The following is a 13,821-nucleotide window of genomic DNA, read 5'->3' as shown; positions in this document are numbered from 1 at the left end:
GACGGGACGAGAGCCCGAGCGACTTCCTTAGCAGCCACGGGTCCTGAGAGGACGGCGGACGAGATGGGGATCGAGGAGAAGCTGCCCAGCGGCTTCCTGCTCACCACGGTGGAACAGGCCGCGGGATGGGTGCGCAAGAGTTCGCTCTTCCCGGCCACCTTCGGACTGGCCTGCTGCGCGATCGAGATGATGACCACCGGGGCGGGCCGCTACGACCTGGCCCGCTTCGGCATGGAGGTGTTCCGCGGGTCGCCGCGCCAGGCGGACCTGATGATCGTCGCCGGCCGGGTCAGCCAGAAGATGGCGCCGGTGGTGCGCCAGGTCTACGACCAGATGGCCAACCCGAAGTGGGTCATCTCCATGGGCGTCTGCGCCAGTTCCGGCGGGATGTTCAACAACTACGCGATCGTCCAGGGCGTCGACCACATCATCCCGGTCGACATCTACCTCCCCGGCTGTCCGCCGCGTCCCGAGATGCTGATGGACGCGATCCTCAAGCTGCACGAGCAGATCCGGCACGAGAAGCTCGGCGTGCAGAAGCGCCGCGCGGAGGAAGAGGCCGAGCGGCAGGCGCTCCAGGCGGTCCCCACGATCGAGATGAAGGGGCTGCTGCGGTGAGCGAGAACAACGTGCCCGTCCCGCGCGAGGGCCAGACGGAGCTGGAGGTCGTCGCCGTCCGGCACGGCATGTTCCCCAACGGCGGCGTCAACGGCGCCACCAGCGGCGACACTTCGGGCTACGGCCGGATGGTCAGCCCGGTCGTGCTGCCCGGCCCCAGCTCCCGCCCCTACGGCGGCGTCTGGTTCGACGAGGTGGCCGACGAGTTCGAGGGCGCGCTCGAGGAGCAGGGCGTCGATCCGGGCACGGCGATCGAGAAGACCGTGGTGGACCGCGGCGAGATCACCTTCCACGTGCGGCGCGAGCACCTGGTCCAGGCGCTGCGCACGCTGCGCGACGATCCGGCGCTCCGCTTCGAACTGTGCACCGGCGTCAGCGGCGTGCACTACCCGGGCGACGCCGGGCGCGAGCTGCACGCCGTCTACCACCTGCGGTCGGTCACCCACGGCCGGCTGATCCGGGTCGAGACCAGTGCGCCGGACGACGACCCGCACATCCCGTCCACGGTCGCCGTCTACCCGACGAACGACTGGCACGAGCGCGAGACCTACGACTTCTTCGGCATCGTCTTCGACGACCATCCCGCGCTGACCCGGATCATGATGCCGGACGACTGGCTGGGCCACCCGCAGCGGAAGGACTACCCCCTCGGCGGCATCCCCGTCGAGTACAAGGGCGCGCAGATCCCGGCTCCCGACCAGCGGAGGTCGTACTCCTGATGACCAGTCAGCATGCAGAGGCACCGGGCCGGGAGACGACCGAGGGCCGGGTCTACACCGTCACCGGCGGCGACTGGGACGAGATCGTCTCCGCCGCCGCCAAGGCCGACGACGAACGCATCATCGTCAACATGGGGCCGCAGCACCCGTCCACCCACGGCGTGCTCCGGCTGATCCTGGAGATCGACGGCGAGACGGTGAAGGAGGCCCGCTGCGGCATCGGCTACCTCCACACCGGTATCGAGAAGAACATGGAGTGGCGCAGCTGGGTCCAGGGCACGACCTTCGTGACCCGCATGGACTACCTGACGCCGCTGTTCAACGAGACGGCGTACTGCCTGGCCGTGGAGAAGCTGCTCGGCATCACCGAGCAGGTGCCGGACCGGGCCAGCGTCATCCGGGTGCTGATGATGGAGCTCAACCGGATCTCCTCGCACCTGGTCTGCCTGGCCACCGGCGGCATGGAGATCGGCTCCACCACGCTGATGATCTACGGCTTCAGGGACCGCGAAGTCATCCTCGACATCTTCGAGTTGGTGACCGGCCTGCGGATGAACCACGCCTACGTCCGCCCCGGCGGCCTGGCCCAGGACCTGCCGCCCGGCGCGCTGGACCAGATCCGCGACGGCGTGAAGCTACTGCGCTCGCGGATGCACGAATACGACAAGCTGGCCACCAACAACCCCGTGTTCAAGGCCCGGTTGGTGGACGTCGGCTACCTCGACCTGGCCGGCTGCATGGCCCTGGGCGCGACCGGGCCGATCCTGCGGGCCACCGGCCTGCCGCACGACCTGCGCAAGTCGGACCCCTACTGCGGCTACGAGAGCTACGAGTTCGAGGTCGAGACCGCCGACACCTGCGACTCCTACGGCCGGTTCCTGATCCGGCTGCACGAGATGGAGCAGTCGCTGCGCATCGTCGAGCAGTGCCTGGAGCGGCTCAAGGGGGGTGGCGGACGGGTCATGGTCGAGGACAAGAAGATCGCCTGGCCGGCCCAACTCGCTCTCGGCGCGGACGGCATGGGCAACAGCCTGGACCACATCCGGAAGATCATGGGCGAGTCCATGGAGGCCCTGATCCACCACTTCAAGCTGGTGACCGAGGGCTTCCGGGTCCCGCCCGGCCAGGCCTACGCGGCCGTGGAGTCGCCCAAGGGCGAGCTCGGCGTGCACGTCGTCTCCGACGGCGGCACCCGCCCGTACCGGGTCCACTTCCGCGACCCGAGCTTCACCAACCTGCAGACGATGGCCGCGATGTGCGAGGGCGGGCAGGTCGCGGACGTCATCGTCGCCGTGGCCGGTATCGACCCGGTGATGGGAGGCGTGGACCGGTGAGCACGACGGACCGCACGACAGACCTCGGGCTCCCCGAGCTGCCGGCCGAGCCCTACCCCGCGGAGGTCGCGGCGCGGCTGGCGCACGACGCCCAGGAGATCATCGCCCGGTACCCGCAGTCGCGCAGCGCGCTGCTGCCGCTGCTGCACCTGGTGCAGGCCGAGGAGGGCTTCGTCTCGCGCACCGGGATCCGCTGGTGCGCCGAGCAGTTGGGGCTGACCACGGCGGAGGTCACCGCGGTGGCCACCTTCTACACCATGTACCGGCGCAGGCCCGCCGGCCGGTACCACGTGGGTGTGTGCACCAACACGCTGTGCGCGGTGCTCGGCGGCGACCAGATCTTCGCCGAGCTGCAGCAGCACCTGGGCATCGGCAACAACGAGACCACCGAGGACGGGCAGGTCTCGCTGGAGCACATCGAGTGCAACGCGGCCTGCGACTACGCGCCCGTGGTGATGGTCAACTGGGAGTTCTTCGACAACCAGACCCCGGACAGCGCCCGGCAGTTGGTCGACGACCTGCGGGCGGGCGCGGAGGTGCGGCCGACCCGCGGGGCCCGGCTCTGCTCCTTCAAGGAGACCGCCCGGATCCTGGCCGGCTTCCCCGACGAGCGCCCCGGCGCGGTGGACGAGGGCGGCGCGGGCGGCGCGCCGAGCCTGGCCGGGCTGCGGCTGGCCCGCGGCGAGTCCCTGCCGGGCACCGAGCCGCGGCGCATCGTCGCCCCCCGGCACGAGCACGACGACTCCGACGGCAGGTCCGACGGTACGGAAGGAGCGGGCGCATGACCGCGGAGCACCCGGAGAAGCTGCTGTCCCCGGTCCTCAGCGCCACCTGGGACGGCGTCAGGCCGTGGACACTGGACACCTACCGGGGCAGCGGCGGCTACCAGGGCCTGCGCGAGGCGCTGCGGATGCAGCCGGACGAGGTCATCGCGCTGGTCAAGGACGCCGGTCTGCGCGGCCGCGGCGGCGCGGGCTTCCCCACCGGGATGAAGTGGCAGTTCATCCCCCAGGGCGACGGCAAGCCGCACTACCTGGTGGTCAACGCGGACGAGTCCGAGCCGGGCACCTGCAAGGACATCCCGCTGCTCTACGCCAATCCGCACGCCCTGATCGAGGGCATGGTGATCGCCTCCTACGCGATCCGCTGCAACCACGCCTTCATCTACCTGCGCGGCGAGACGGTCTCCGTGCTGCGGCGGCTGCACGCCGCGGTGGCCGAGGCGTACCGGGCCGGCTACCTGGGCCGGGACGTGCTGGGGTCGGGCTTCGACCTGGACGTCACCGTCCACGCCGGCGCCGGCGCGTACATCTGCGGTGAGGAGACCGCGCTGCTCGACTCGCTGGAGGGCAGGCGGGGCCAGCCGAGGCTGCGCCCGCCGTTCCCGGCCATCGCCGGCCTGTACGCCTGCCCGACGGTGGTCAACAACGTCGAGTCCATCGCCTCGGTGCCCAGCATCCTCGCCAACGGCAAGGAGTGGTTCCGCTCGATGGGCACGGAGAAGTCCCCGGGCTTCACGCTCTACTCGCTCTCCGGGCACGTCACCAACCCCGGCCAGTACGAGGCCCCGCTCGGCATCACGCTGCGTCAGCTCCTGGACATGAGCGGCGGCATCAGGGCCGGGCACGAGCTGAAGTTCTGGACCCCGGGCGGGTCGTCCACCCCGATGTTCACCGCGGAGCACCTCGACGTCCCGCTGGACTACGAGGGCGTCGGCGCGGCCGGGTCCATGCTCGGCACCAAGGCGCTGCAGGTCTTCGACGAGACCACCTGCGTGGTGCGGGCGGTGACCCGGTGGACCGAGTTCTACGCCCACGAGTCCTGCGGCAAGTGCACCCCCTGCCGCGAGGGCACTTACTGGCTGGTCCAGCTGCTACGCCGGATCGAGGCCGGGCAGGGCGTCGCGGGCGACCTGGAGAAGCTGGAGGACATCGCCGACAACATCAACGGCAAGTCCTTCTGCGCCCTCGGCGACGGCGCGGCCAGCCCGATCTTCTCCTCGCTGAAGTACTTCCGCGACGAGTACGAGCAGCACATCCGCGCGGGCGCCTGCCCCTTCGACCCGGCCGCGTCCACGGTCTGGGCGGGAGCCGGGTTTCGCAACGGATCGGCCAACCACCCTGAGCCCAAAGGAGTGCTCGCGTGACGACAGTCGCTGACCAGCCGCCGGGCGAGGCAGCGCCCCCGCAGGAGGAACTGCTGACCGTCACCATCGACGGCGTGCAGGTGCGGGTGCCCAAGGGGACGCTGCTGATCCGCGCCGCCGAGATGATCGGCGTGCAGATCCCGCGCTTCTGCGACCACCCGCTGCTGGCCCCCGCCGGGGCCTGCCGCCAGTGCATCGTCGAGGTCGAGGGCCAGCGCAAGCCGGTGGCCTCCTGCACCATCGAGTGCACCGACGGGATGGTGGCGCGCAGTCAGATCACCTCGCCGGTGGCCGAGAAGGCGCAGCGCGGCGTGATGGAGCTGCTGCTGATCAACCACCCGCTGGACTGCCCGGTCTGCGACAAGGGCGGCGAGTGTCCGCTGCAGAACCAGGCCATGTCCCACGGCCAGGCCGAGTCCCGCTTCGAGGGCGTCAAGCGCACCTACGAGAAGCCGGTGCCGATCTCCACCCAGGTGCTGCTCGACCGCGAGCGCTGCGTGCTGTGCGCGCGGTGCACCCGGTTCAGCGAGCAGATCGCCGGCGACCCGTTCATCGACCTGGTCGAACGCGGCGCGCTGCAGCAGGTCGGCACGGGGGAGGGGGACGACTTCCGCTCCTACTTCTCCGGCAACACCATCCAGATCTGCCCGGTGGGCGCGCTCACCTCGGCCGCCTACCGGTTCCGCTCCCGCCCGTTCGACCTGGTGTCCTCGCCGAGCGTGTGCGAGCACTGCGCCTCGGGCTGCTCGCTGCGCACCGACCACCGGCGCGGAAAGACCATGCGGCGCCTGGCCGGTGACGACCCGTCGGTGAACGAGGAGTGGAACTGCGACAAGGGCCGGTTCGCGTTCCGCTACGCGCAGGCGGCGGACCGGTTCACCACACCGCTGGTGAGGGACGAGCACGGCGCACTGGTCCCGGCCTCCTGGCCGGAGGCGCTGCGGGCGGCCGCCGAGGGGCTGGCCCGGGCCCACGGCCGCGCCGGCGTCCTGGTCGGAGGCCGGGCCACGGTCGAGGACGCCTACGCCTACGCGAAGTTCGCGCGGGTCGCGCTCGGCACCAACGACGTGGACTTCCGGGCCCGGGTGCACAGCCCGGAGGAGGCGGAGTTCCTGGCGGCCGAGGTGGCCGGCCGGGGCGTCGACCTCGACGGCAGCGGGCTGACGTACCAGCAGCTGGAGAACGCGAGGACGGCGCTGCTGGTGGGCTTCGAGCCCGAGGAGGAGTCGCCGATCGTCTTCCTGCGGCTGCGCAAGGCGGCCCGGGCCAAGGGCCTCGGCGTCTACGCCGTCGCCACGCACGCCTCGCGCGGGCTGGCCAAGCTGGGCGGGGTGCTGCTCCCGGCGGCCCCGGGCACCGAGGCCGAGTGGCTGGAGGCGCTGACCGAGGGCGAACCGCTGGACGGGGACGCCGGCCTGGCCGCGCAGCGGCTGCGCGAGCCGGGCGCGGTGCTGCTGGTCGGCGAGCGGCTGGCCGGGGTACCGGGCGCGCTCAGCGCGGCCGTGCGGCTGGCCCGCACCACGGGCGCCCGGCTGGCGTGGATCCCCCGCCGGGCCGGCGAGCGCGGCGCGATCGAGGCCGGCGCGCTGCCGGGGCTGCTGCCCGGCGGACGCCCGCTGACCGAGCCTGCGGCCCGCGAACAGGTCGCCGCCGCCTGGGGGTTGGCGCAGCTGCCGGCCCGCTACGGCCGCGACACCACGGCGATCCTGGCCGCCGCGGCGAGCGGCGAGCTGAAGGCGCTGGTGGTCGGCGGCGTGGAGACGGCGGACCTGCCGGACCCGGACGCCGCCGAGGCGGCGCTGGACCAGGTCGGCTTCGTGGTCAGCCTGGAGCTGCGCCCGAGCGCGGTCACCGAACGGGCGGACGTGGTGCTGCCGGTGGCGGCCGTCGCCGAGAAGGCGGGCACCTTCCTCGACTGGGAGGGCCGGGTCCGCATGTTCGAACCCGCCATCCGGCCCGACCAGCTGACCCGGCGTCAGCTCGACTCCGACGTCCGGGTGCTGCACATGCTGGCCGACGCCATGGACCGGCACCTGGGCCTGCCCGACGTGGTCAGCGCCCGGCGCGAGCTGGACGCCCTCGGCGCCTGGCAGGGCGACCGGGCCGAGGCCCCCAGCGCCGTCGCTCTGCCGCTGCCCCGTCCCGGCGCGGGCGAGGCGGTGCTCGGCGGCTGGCGGCAGCTGCTCGACCAGGGCGTGCTGCAGCGCGGTGACGAGGCCCTGGCGGGCACCCGGCACCCGGCCGTGGCCCGGCTCTCGCCGGCCACCGCGGCCGAGGTGGGCGTGGCCGAGGGTCGCCCGCTGACCGTCACCGGCCCGCGCGGCAGTGTCACCCTGCCGCTGGCGATCACCCCGGAGCTGCCCGACCGCGTGGTCTGGCTGCCCCTCAACTCGACGCCCGGCGGGGCCCACCGGGCCCTGGGCGCGACGGCCGGCCGGGTCGTCGGCCTGACCGCCGGTGAGGAGGACGCGCTGTGAACGGAGCCGTTCTGCTGGCCGCCGAGGACCTGTCCTTCTTCGGGCGGGACCCCTGGTGGCTGGTGCTGCTGAAGGCGGTGTTCTGCTTCGCCTTCCTGGTGCTCACCGTGCTGGTGGCCATCGTCTGGGAGCGCAAGGTCGTCGCCTGGATGCAGCTGCGCATCGGACCCAACCGGCACGGCCCCTGGGGCATGCTGCAGAGCCTCGCCGACGGCGTGAAGCTGGCCCTCAAGGAGGACCTGGTGGTCGCCGGGGCCGACAAGGTGGTCTTCGTGCTGGCCCCGGTGATCTGCGCGATCCCCGCCTTCATGGCCTTCGCGGTGATCCCCTTCGGGCCGGCCGACCACGAGATCTCGATCTTCGGAACCCGGACCACGATGCAGCTGACCGACCTGCCGGTGGGCCTGCTCTACATCCTGGCCGTGGCCTCCATCGGCATCTACGGCATCGTGCTGGCGGGCTGGGCCTCCGGCTCGACCTACCCGCTGCTGGGCGGCCTGCGCTCGGCGGCGCAGATGGTCTCCTACGAGATCGCGATGGGCCTGTCCTTCGCGGCGGTGTTCATCTACTCCGGCTCGATGTCCACCTCCGCGATCGTGGACGCGCAGCAGCACACCTGGTTCGCCTGCCTGCTGCCGGTCAGCTTCGTGATCTACCTGGTGTCGATGGTCGGCGAGACCAACCGCGCGCCGTTCGACCTCCCGGAGGCCGAGGGCGAGCTGGTCGGCGGCTTCAACACCGAGTACTCCTCGCTGAAGTTCGCGATGTTCATGCTGGCCGAGTACATCAACATGGTCACCGTCTCGGCCGTCGCCTCCACCCTGTTCCTGGGCGGCTGGCGGGCGCCCTGGCCGATCAGCGCCTTCTGGGCGGGGGCCAACCACGGCTGGTGGCCGATGGTGTGGATCGTCGTCAAGATCCAGCTGCTGCTCTTCGTCTTCATCTGGCTGCGCGGCACCCTGCCCCGGCTCCGCTACGACCAGTTCATGAAGCTGGGCTGGAAGGTGCTGATCCCGGTCTCGCTGGTGTGGCTGGTCCTGGTCGCCACGGTCCGGGCGCTGCGCAACGAGGGCAAGGACTTCTCGCAGATCGTCCTGTGGATCGGCGGCGCGGTCGTCGCGCTGCTGCTGCTCTCGCTGCTGGTGGACGCGGTGCGGCCGAAGAAGCAGGCCGAACCTGCCCCGGCCGCCGAGGAGTTCGATCCGATGGCGGGCGGCTTCCCGGTCCCGCCGCTGCCAGGCCAGCAGCTGCCGCCGGTGCCGCGCCGCTCGGCGCGGGTGCCCAGCGCAACCGCCGCCATCACGAAGGGAGATGACGATGCCTGACATCTTGGGCCCCGCCGCAGGCTTCGGCGTGACCTTCAAGGCCATGTTCAAGAAGCGGCTCACCGAGCAGTACCCGGAGGAGAAGAAGCCCACCGCACCCCGCTTCCACGGCCGCCACCAGCTCAACCGGCACCCGGACGGGCTGGAGAAGTGCGTCGGCTGCGAGCTGTGCGCCTGGGCCTGCCCCGCCGACGCCATCTACGTCGAGGGCGCCGACAACACCGACGAGGAGCGCTACTCGCCAGGCGAGCGCTACGGCCGCGTCTACCAGATCAACTACGCCCGCTGCATCCTCTGCGGACTCTGCATCGAGGCCTGCCCGACCCGGGCGCTCACCATGACCAACGAGTACGAACTCGCGGACAGTTCCAGGCAGTCGCTCATCTTCACCAAGGAGCAGCTCCTCGCCGGACTGACCGAGGGCATGGTGGACAGCCCGCACGCGATCTACCCCGGCGCCACCGAGCAGGACTACTACGAGGGCAGGATCCTTGAGGCCGCGCCGGGGACCGAGCGTCAGGTCGCGGTCAGCAAGGGGGAGGTGGCGGCGGAATGACCTCCACCGGAGAGGCCGTCCAGTTCTGGGTGCTGGCCGTGATCGCGGTCGGCGGGGCGCTGGGCATGGTGCTCTGCCGCAAGGCCGTGCACTCCGCGCTCTGCCTGGCGGCCACCATGGTCGCGCTGGCCATCTGCTACATGGCGCAGGGCGCGGTCTTCCTCGGCATCGTGCAGATCGTCGTCTACACCGGCGCGATCATGATGCTCTTCCTGTTCGTGGTGATGCTGGTCGGCGTCACCTCCGCGGACTCCGTCAAGGAGACGCTGAAGGGTCAGCGGATCTCCGCCGTCCTCGGCGGCCTCGGCTTCGGCATCCTGCTGGTGGCCGGACTGGCCAACGCCAAGCTTCGGCACTTCACCGGGCTGGCGGCGGCCAACAAGGGCGGCAACGTCCAGGGCCTGGCCGAGCTGATCTTCACCAAGTACGTCTGGGCCTTCGAGGTCACCGGCGCGCTGCTGATCACCGCCGCGCTCGGGGCGATGGTGCTCACCCACCGGGAGGCCACCGAGGTCCGGCAGACGCAGAGGGAACTCGCCGAGCAGCGGGTCCGGTTGGGCCAGCAGGTCACCCCGCTCCCGGCGCCGGGCGTCTACGCCCGGCACAACGCCGTGGACGTCCCCGGCCTGCTGCCGGACGGCACGCCCGCCGAGATCAGCGTCAACCCGACGCTGCGGGCGCGCGGCCAGATGCGCGAGGTCGGCACCGGACTGCTGCGCCGGATGGGCGAGTTGGAGGCGAACACGGCCCGGAGACTCGGCCGCCGGACGCCGAAGCCGCGGCCGTCCGGCAAGGACGTCGAGGTCCGCAAGGGCGAGGAGGTCTCGAAGTGAACCCGGCGAACTACCTCTACCTGGCGGCGATCCTGTTCACCATCGGCGCCGTCGGCGTCCTGGTCCGGCGCAACGCCATCGTGCTGTTCATGTGCGTCGAGCTCATGCTCAACGCCGCCAACCTGGCCCTGGTCACCTTCTCCCGGCTGCACGGCAACCTGGACGGGCAGATCATCGCCTTCTTCGTGATGGTGGTCGCGGCGGCCGAGGTGGTCGTCGGCCTGGCCGTCATCGTGAGCGTCTTCCGCACCCGTCACTCGGCCTCGGTCGACGACACCAACCTCATGAAGCTGTAGCGGCGGAGGCTGACTGACCGTGCAATCACTGATCCCCGTCCTGGTCGCACTGCCGCTCCTGGGAGCCGCGGTGCTGCTGCTCGGCGGCCGGAGGCTGGACGCCTTCGGCCACTGGCTGGGCACGCTGCTGGCCTTCGCCTCCTTCGGCGTCGGGCTCGCCCTCTTCTTCGACCTGCTGGGCCGCGCCGGCGACGACCGGACCCTGTACGAGCACCTGTTCACCTGGGTGCCGGCCGGGGGCTTCCAGGCCCAGGTGAGCTTCCAGCTCGACCAGCTGTCGATGACCTTCGTCCTGCTGATCACCGGCGTCGGCTCGCTGATCCACCTGTACTCGGTGGGCTACATGGCCCACGACGAGCGGCGGCGGCGCTTCTTCGGCTACCTCAACCTGTTCCTGGCGGCCATGCTGCTGCTGGTGCTGGCGGGCAACTACCTCCTGCTGTACGCGGGTTGGGAGGGCGTCGGCCTGGCATCCTACCTGCTGATCGGCTTCTGGCAGCACAAGCCGAGCGCGGCGACGGCGGCGAAGAAGGCCTTCATCGTCAACCGCGTCGGCGACGTCGGGCTGTCCGTCGCGATCATGCTGATGTTCTCCACCTTCGGCAGCTTCGACTTCGGTCCGGTCTTCTCCTCCGCGCACACCGCCTCGCAGGCGACGCTGACCGGCATCGGGCTGATGCTGCTGCTCGGCGCCTGCGGCAAGTCGGCCCAGGTGCCGCTGCAGTCCTGGCTGGGCGACGCGATGGAGGGCCCCACCCCGGTCTCCGCCCTGATCCACGCGGCCACCATGGTGACCGCGGGCGTCTACCTGATCACCCGCTCCTCGGTCATCTTCAACCTGGCGCCGACCGCCCAGCTGGCCACGGTGGTGGTCGGCACGGTGACGCTGCTCTTCGGTGCGATCGTCGGTTGCGCCAAGGACGACATCAAGAAGGCGCTGGCCGGTTCGACCATGTCGCAGATCGGCTACATGGTGCTGGCCGCGGGCCTGGGCCCGATCGGCTACGTCTTCGCGATCATGCACCTGGTCACCCACGGCTTCTTCAAGGCCGGGCTCTTCCTCGGCGCCGGATCGGTCATGCACGGCATGAACGACGAGGTGGACATGCGGAAGTACGGCGGTCTGCGCAGGTACATGCCGCTGACCTTCGTCACCTTCGGCCTCGGCTACCTCGCCATCATCGGCTTCCCCGGACTGTCCGGTTTCTTCTCCAAGGACAAGATCATCGAGGCGGCCTTCTCCAAGGGCGGCACCGAGGGCTGGATCCTCGGCACCGCCGCTCTGATCGGCGCCGCGGTCACCGCTTTCTACATGACCCGCGTGATGCTGATGACCTTCTTCGGTGAGAAGCGCTGGCAGCCGGACGCGGAAGGCCACGAGCCGCACCCGCACGAGTCCCCGTCCGTGATGGGCGTCCCGATGGTCGTGCTGGCCGTCGGCTCGGTGCTGGCGGGCGCGCTGTTCTCGTGGAACAGCGCGTTCGTGAAGTGGCTGGCCCCGGTGACCGGCCAGGAGGAGGGCCACTCCCCGGTCGGCGGTACCACGGTGACCGTGGTGACGTTCGTGGTCATGGTCCTCGGCGTCGGCCTCGCCTGGCTGATGTACGGACGCCGCCCGGTCCCGGCCGTCCCCCCGCTCGGCTCCGCGCTCACCCGCGCCGCCCGGCGCGACCTGCTCCAGGACGACTTCAACCACGTGGTCCTGGTCGGCGGCGGCACCCACCTGACCCGGGCCCTGGTCTACCTGGAGAACAAGGGCCTGGACGGCCTGGTCAACGGCATCGCCGCGCTCGTGGGCGGTACCAGCGGCCGGGTCCGCCGCCTGCAGAACGGCTACGTCCGCTCCTACGCGCTCAGCATGTTCGCCGGCGCCCTGGTCCTGGTCGCCACCACGCTCCTGATGAGGACGGTCTCATGAGCGCCTTCCCCCTGCTCACAGTGACGGCCGCACTGCCGGCCGTCGGCGCGGTCCTCACCGCCGCGCTGCCGGCGGCGACCGACGCGCGGCGCCGGGACCGCAACAAGGCGATTCCGCTCGCCTTCGCAGCCGGTGTGCTGGTCCTGGCCTGCGTCGTCGCGGCCCGCTTCCAACCCGGCAGCGCCCCGTTCCAGTTGACGGAGCATCAGAGCTGGATCCCGGCCTTCGGCATCGGCTACTCGCTCGGCGTCGACGGGATCGCCACCGTGCTGATCCTGCTGACGGCGGTGCTCGTGCCCATCGTCATGCTGGCCTCCTGGCACGACGCCGACCCCGTGGCGGACGACACCGGCACCTTCGAGCGCAGCCGCCGCACCCAGGGCTTCTTCGCCCTGATCCTGGCGGTCGAGGCGATGGTCGTCCTCTCCTTCGAGGCCACCGACGTCTTCCTGTTCTACGTCTTCTTCGAGGCCATGCTCATCCCGATGTACTTCCTCATCGGCGGCTTCGGCGACCGGACGGCGGGGGAGGACGCGAAGCAGCGCTCCTACGCGGCGGTCAAGTTCCTGCTCTACAACCTGCTCGGCGGACTGGTGATGCTGGCGGCCGTGATCGGCCTCTACACCATCACCCACACCTTCGACCTGCCCACCATCACCGGCCAACTGGCCTCCGGCAAGCTGCACTTCAGTGGCATCGCGGAGAACGCGCTGTTCCTCGGGTTCATGTTCGCCTTCGCGGTGAAGGCCCCGCTGTGGCCGCTGCACACCTGGCTCCCCAACGCCATGGGCGAGTCCACCGCCGGAGTGGCGGTGCTGATCACGGCGGTGGTCGACAAGGTCGGTACCTTCGCGATGCTCCGCTTCTGCCTGCAGCTGTTCCCGGACGCGTCGAAGACCTTCGCGCCCGCGATCATGGTGCTGTCGGTCATCGGCATCGTCTACGGCGCGCTGCTGGCGGTGGGCCAGAAGGACATCAAGCGCCTGGTGGCCTACGCCTCGCTGTCGCACTTCGGCTTCATCATCCTGGGCATCTTCGCGCTGACCACCCAGGGCCAGTCCGGCGCTGCCCTCTACATGGTCAACCACGGCGTCTCGACGGCGGCCTGGCTGCTGGTGGCGGGCTTCCTGATGTCGCGTCGCGGCAGCCGGCTCATCGCCGACTACGGGGGGGTGCAGAAGACCGCGCCGATCCTGGCCGGCACCTTCCTGGTCGGCGGACTGGCCATCCTGTCGTTGCCGGGCCTCGGCCCCTTCGTCAGCGAGTTCCTGGTCCTGGTCGGCACCTTCACCCGTAACCCGGCGCTCGGCATCGCGGCCACCACCGGCATCGTGCTCGCGGCGCTCTACACGCTGCTGCTCTACCAGCGCACGATGACCGGCCCGGTCAAGCCCGGCAACGAGGCCGTCCGGGATCTGAGGGCCCGTGAACTCGTCGTCGTCGCCCCGCTGTTGGCGCTGCTGCTGGCGCTGGGCGTCTACCCCAAGCCGATCGCGGACATCGTCAACCCGAGCGTGCGGCACACGCTCAGCCAGGTGCACCAGACCGATCCCGCGCCGGCCCACCCCGTCACGACCGCGCTGGGAGGCAACCAGTGAG

12 protein-coding genes are annotated in these 13,821 nt (G+C 70.8%); all 12 read left to right on the top strand.

The genetic code is table 11. The features are described 5' to 3' along the window. The first annotated feature begins 63 nt into the window (after nucleotides 1–63). Genes ACFP3V_RS00290 through ACFP3V_RS00235 form a run of 12 tightly spaced genes read left to right on the top strand, consistent with a single transcriptional unit; the run spans nucleotide 64 to nucleotide 13,820 of the window. Nucleotides 64–618 (top strand): NuoB/complex I 20 kDa subunit family protein, encoded by a 555-nt coding sequence (locus tag ACFP3V_RS00290; protein WP_380578312.1) that lies wholly within the window; start codon nucleotides 64–66, stop codon nucleotides 616–618. Further along, nucleotides 615–1,337: an NADH-quinone oxidoreductase subunit C gene (locus ACFP3V_RS00285; protein ID WP_380578310.1), complete on the top strand. Its 723-nt coding sequence runs from the start codon at nucleotides 615–617 to the stop codon at nucleotides 1,335–1,337. The genes ACFP3V_RS00290 and ACFP3V_RS00285 overlap by 4 nt, the downstream gene beginning before the upstream one ends. Further along, nucleotides 1,337–2,671 (top strand): NADH-quinone oxidoreductase subunit D, encoded by a 1,335-nt coding sequence (locus tag ACFP3V_RS00280; RefSeq protein WP_380578307.1) that lies wholly within the window; start codon nucleotides 1,337–1,339, stop codon nucleotides 2,669–2,671. The genes ACFP3V_RS00285 and ACFP3V_RS00280 overlap by 1 nt, the downstream gene beginning before the upstream one ends. Next, nucleotides 2,668–3,456, top strand: coding sequence for an NADH-quinone oxidoreductase subunit NuoE (nuoE, locus tag ACFP3V_RS00275; protein ID WP_380578305.1), 789 nt, complete (start codon nucleotides 2,668–2,670; stop codon nucleotides 3,454–3,456). Before ACFP3V_RS00280 ends, nuoE begins: the two co-directional genes overlap by 4 nt. Further along, nucleotides 3,453–4,817, top strand: a complete 1,365-nt coding sequence (gene nuoF, locus ACFP3V_RS00270; RefSeq protein WP_380578303.1) for an NADH-quinone oxidoreductase subunit NuoF — start codon at nucleotides 3,453–3,455, stop codon at nucleotides 4,815–4,817. The genes nuoE and nuoF overlap by 4 nt, the downstream gene beginning before the upstream one ends. Continuing rightward, nucleotides 4,814–7,294 (top strand): NADH-quinone oxidoreductase subunit G, encoded by a 2,481-nt coding sequence (locus ACFP3V_RS00265; protein ID WP_380578301.1) that lies wholly within the window; start codon nucleotides 4,814–4,816, stop codon nucleotides 7,292–7,294. Before nuoF ends, ACFP3V_RS00265 begins: the two co-directional genes overlap by 4 nt. Further along, a complete protein-coding gene (gene nuoH / locus ACFP3V_RS00260) occupies nucleotides 7,291–8,619 on the top strand; it encodes an NADH-quinone oxidoreductase subunit NuoH (protein WP_380578299.1) in 1,329 nt (442 codons plus the stop codon). The genes ACFP3V_RS00265 and nuoH overlap by 4 nt, the downstream gene beginning before the upstream one ends. Continuing rightward, nucleotides 8,612–9,175 (top strand): NADH-quinone oxidoreductase subunit NuoI, encoded by a 564-nt coding sequence (gene nuoI, locus ACFP3V_RS00255; RefSeq protein WP_380578297.1) that lies wholly within the window; start codon nucleotides 8,612–8,614, stop codon nucleotides 9,173–9,175. The genes nuoH and nuoI overlap by 8 nt, the downstream gene beginning before the upstream one ends. After that, nucleotides 9,172–10,008, top strand: coding sequence for an NADH-quinone oxidoreductase subunit J (locus ACFP3V_RS00250; RefSeq protein WP_380578295.1), 837 nt, complete (start codon nucleotides 9,172–9,174; stop codon nucleotides 10,006–10,008). The genes nuoI and ACFP3V_RS00250 overlap by 4 nt, the downstream gene beginning before the upstream one ends. Then, on the top strand, nucleotides 10,005–10,304 hold the full coding sequence (gene nuoK, locus ACFP3V_RS00245; RefSeq protein ID WP_380578293.1) for an NADH-quinone oxidoreductase subunit NuoK: 300 nt from the start codon (nucleotides 10,005–10,007) through the stop codon (nucleotides 10,302–10,304). The genes ACFP3V_RS00250 and nuoK overlap by 4 nt, the downstream gene beginning before the upstream one ends. 28 nt (nucleotides 10,305–10,332) lie before the next feature. Further along, nucleotides 10,333–12,222 carry an NADH-quinone oxidoreductase subunit L gene (gene nuoL / locus ACFP3V_RS00240; protein ID WP_380578363.1) on the top strand — a complete coding sequence of 630 codons (1,890 nt, stop codon included), beginning with the start codon at nucleotides 10,333–10,335 and terminating at the stop codon, nucleotides 12,220–12,222. Beyond that, nucleotides 12,219–13,820, top strand: coding sequence for an NADH-quinone oxidoreductase subunit M (locus ACFP3V_RS00235; RefSeq protein ID WP_380578291.1), 1,602 nt, complete (start codon nucleotides 12,219–12,221; stop codon nucleotides 13,818–13,820). Before nuoL ends, ACFP3V_RS00235 begins: the two co-directional genes overlap by 4 nt. Nucleotide 13,821: the final 1 nt, after the last annotated feature.

The organism is Streptacidiphilus monticola (assembly GCF_042658505.1).
In the GTDB taxonomy this organism is placed as follows: Bacteria; Actinomycetota; Actinomycetes; order Streptomycetales; family Streptomycetaceae; genus Streptacidiphilus; species Streptacidiphilus monticola.
This window is presented reverse-complemented; position numbering and strand designations above follow the sequence as displayed.

Coding starts and splice junctions, on each gene's coding strand:
- nuoI (WP_380578297.1), top strand. CDS start 8,612: ATGCCTGACATCTTGGGCCCCGCCGCAGGCTTCGGCGTGACCTTCAAG.
- ACFP3V_RS00235 (WP_380578291.1), top strand. CDS start 12,219: ATGAGCGCCTTCCCCCTGCTCACAGTGACGGCCGCACTGCCGGCCGTC.
- nuoF (WP_380578303.1), top strand. CDS start 3,453: ATGACCGCGGAGCACCCGGAGAAGCTGCTGTCCCCGGTCCTCAGCGCC.
- ACFP3V_RS00290 (WP_380578312.1), top strand. CDS start 64: ATGGGGATCGAGGAGAAGCTGCCCAGCGGCTTCCTGCTCACCACGGTG.
- ACFP3V_RS00250 (WP_380578295.1), top strand. CDS start 9,172: ATGACCTCCACCGGAGAGGCCGTCCAGTTCTGGGTGCTGGCCGTGATC.
- ACFP3V_RS00280 (WP_380578307.1), top strand. CDS start 1,337: ATGACCAGTCAGCATGCAGAGGCACCGGGCCGGGAGACGACCGAGGGC.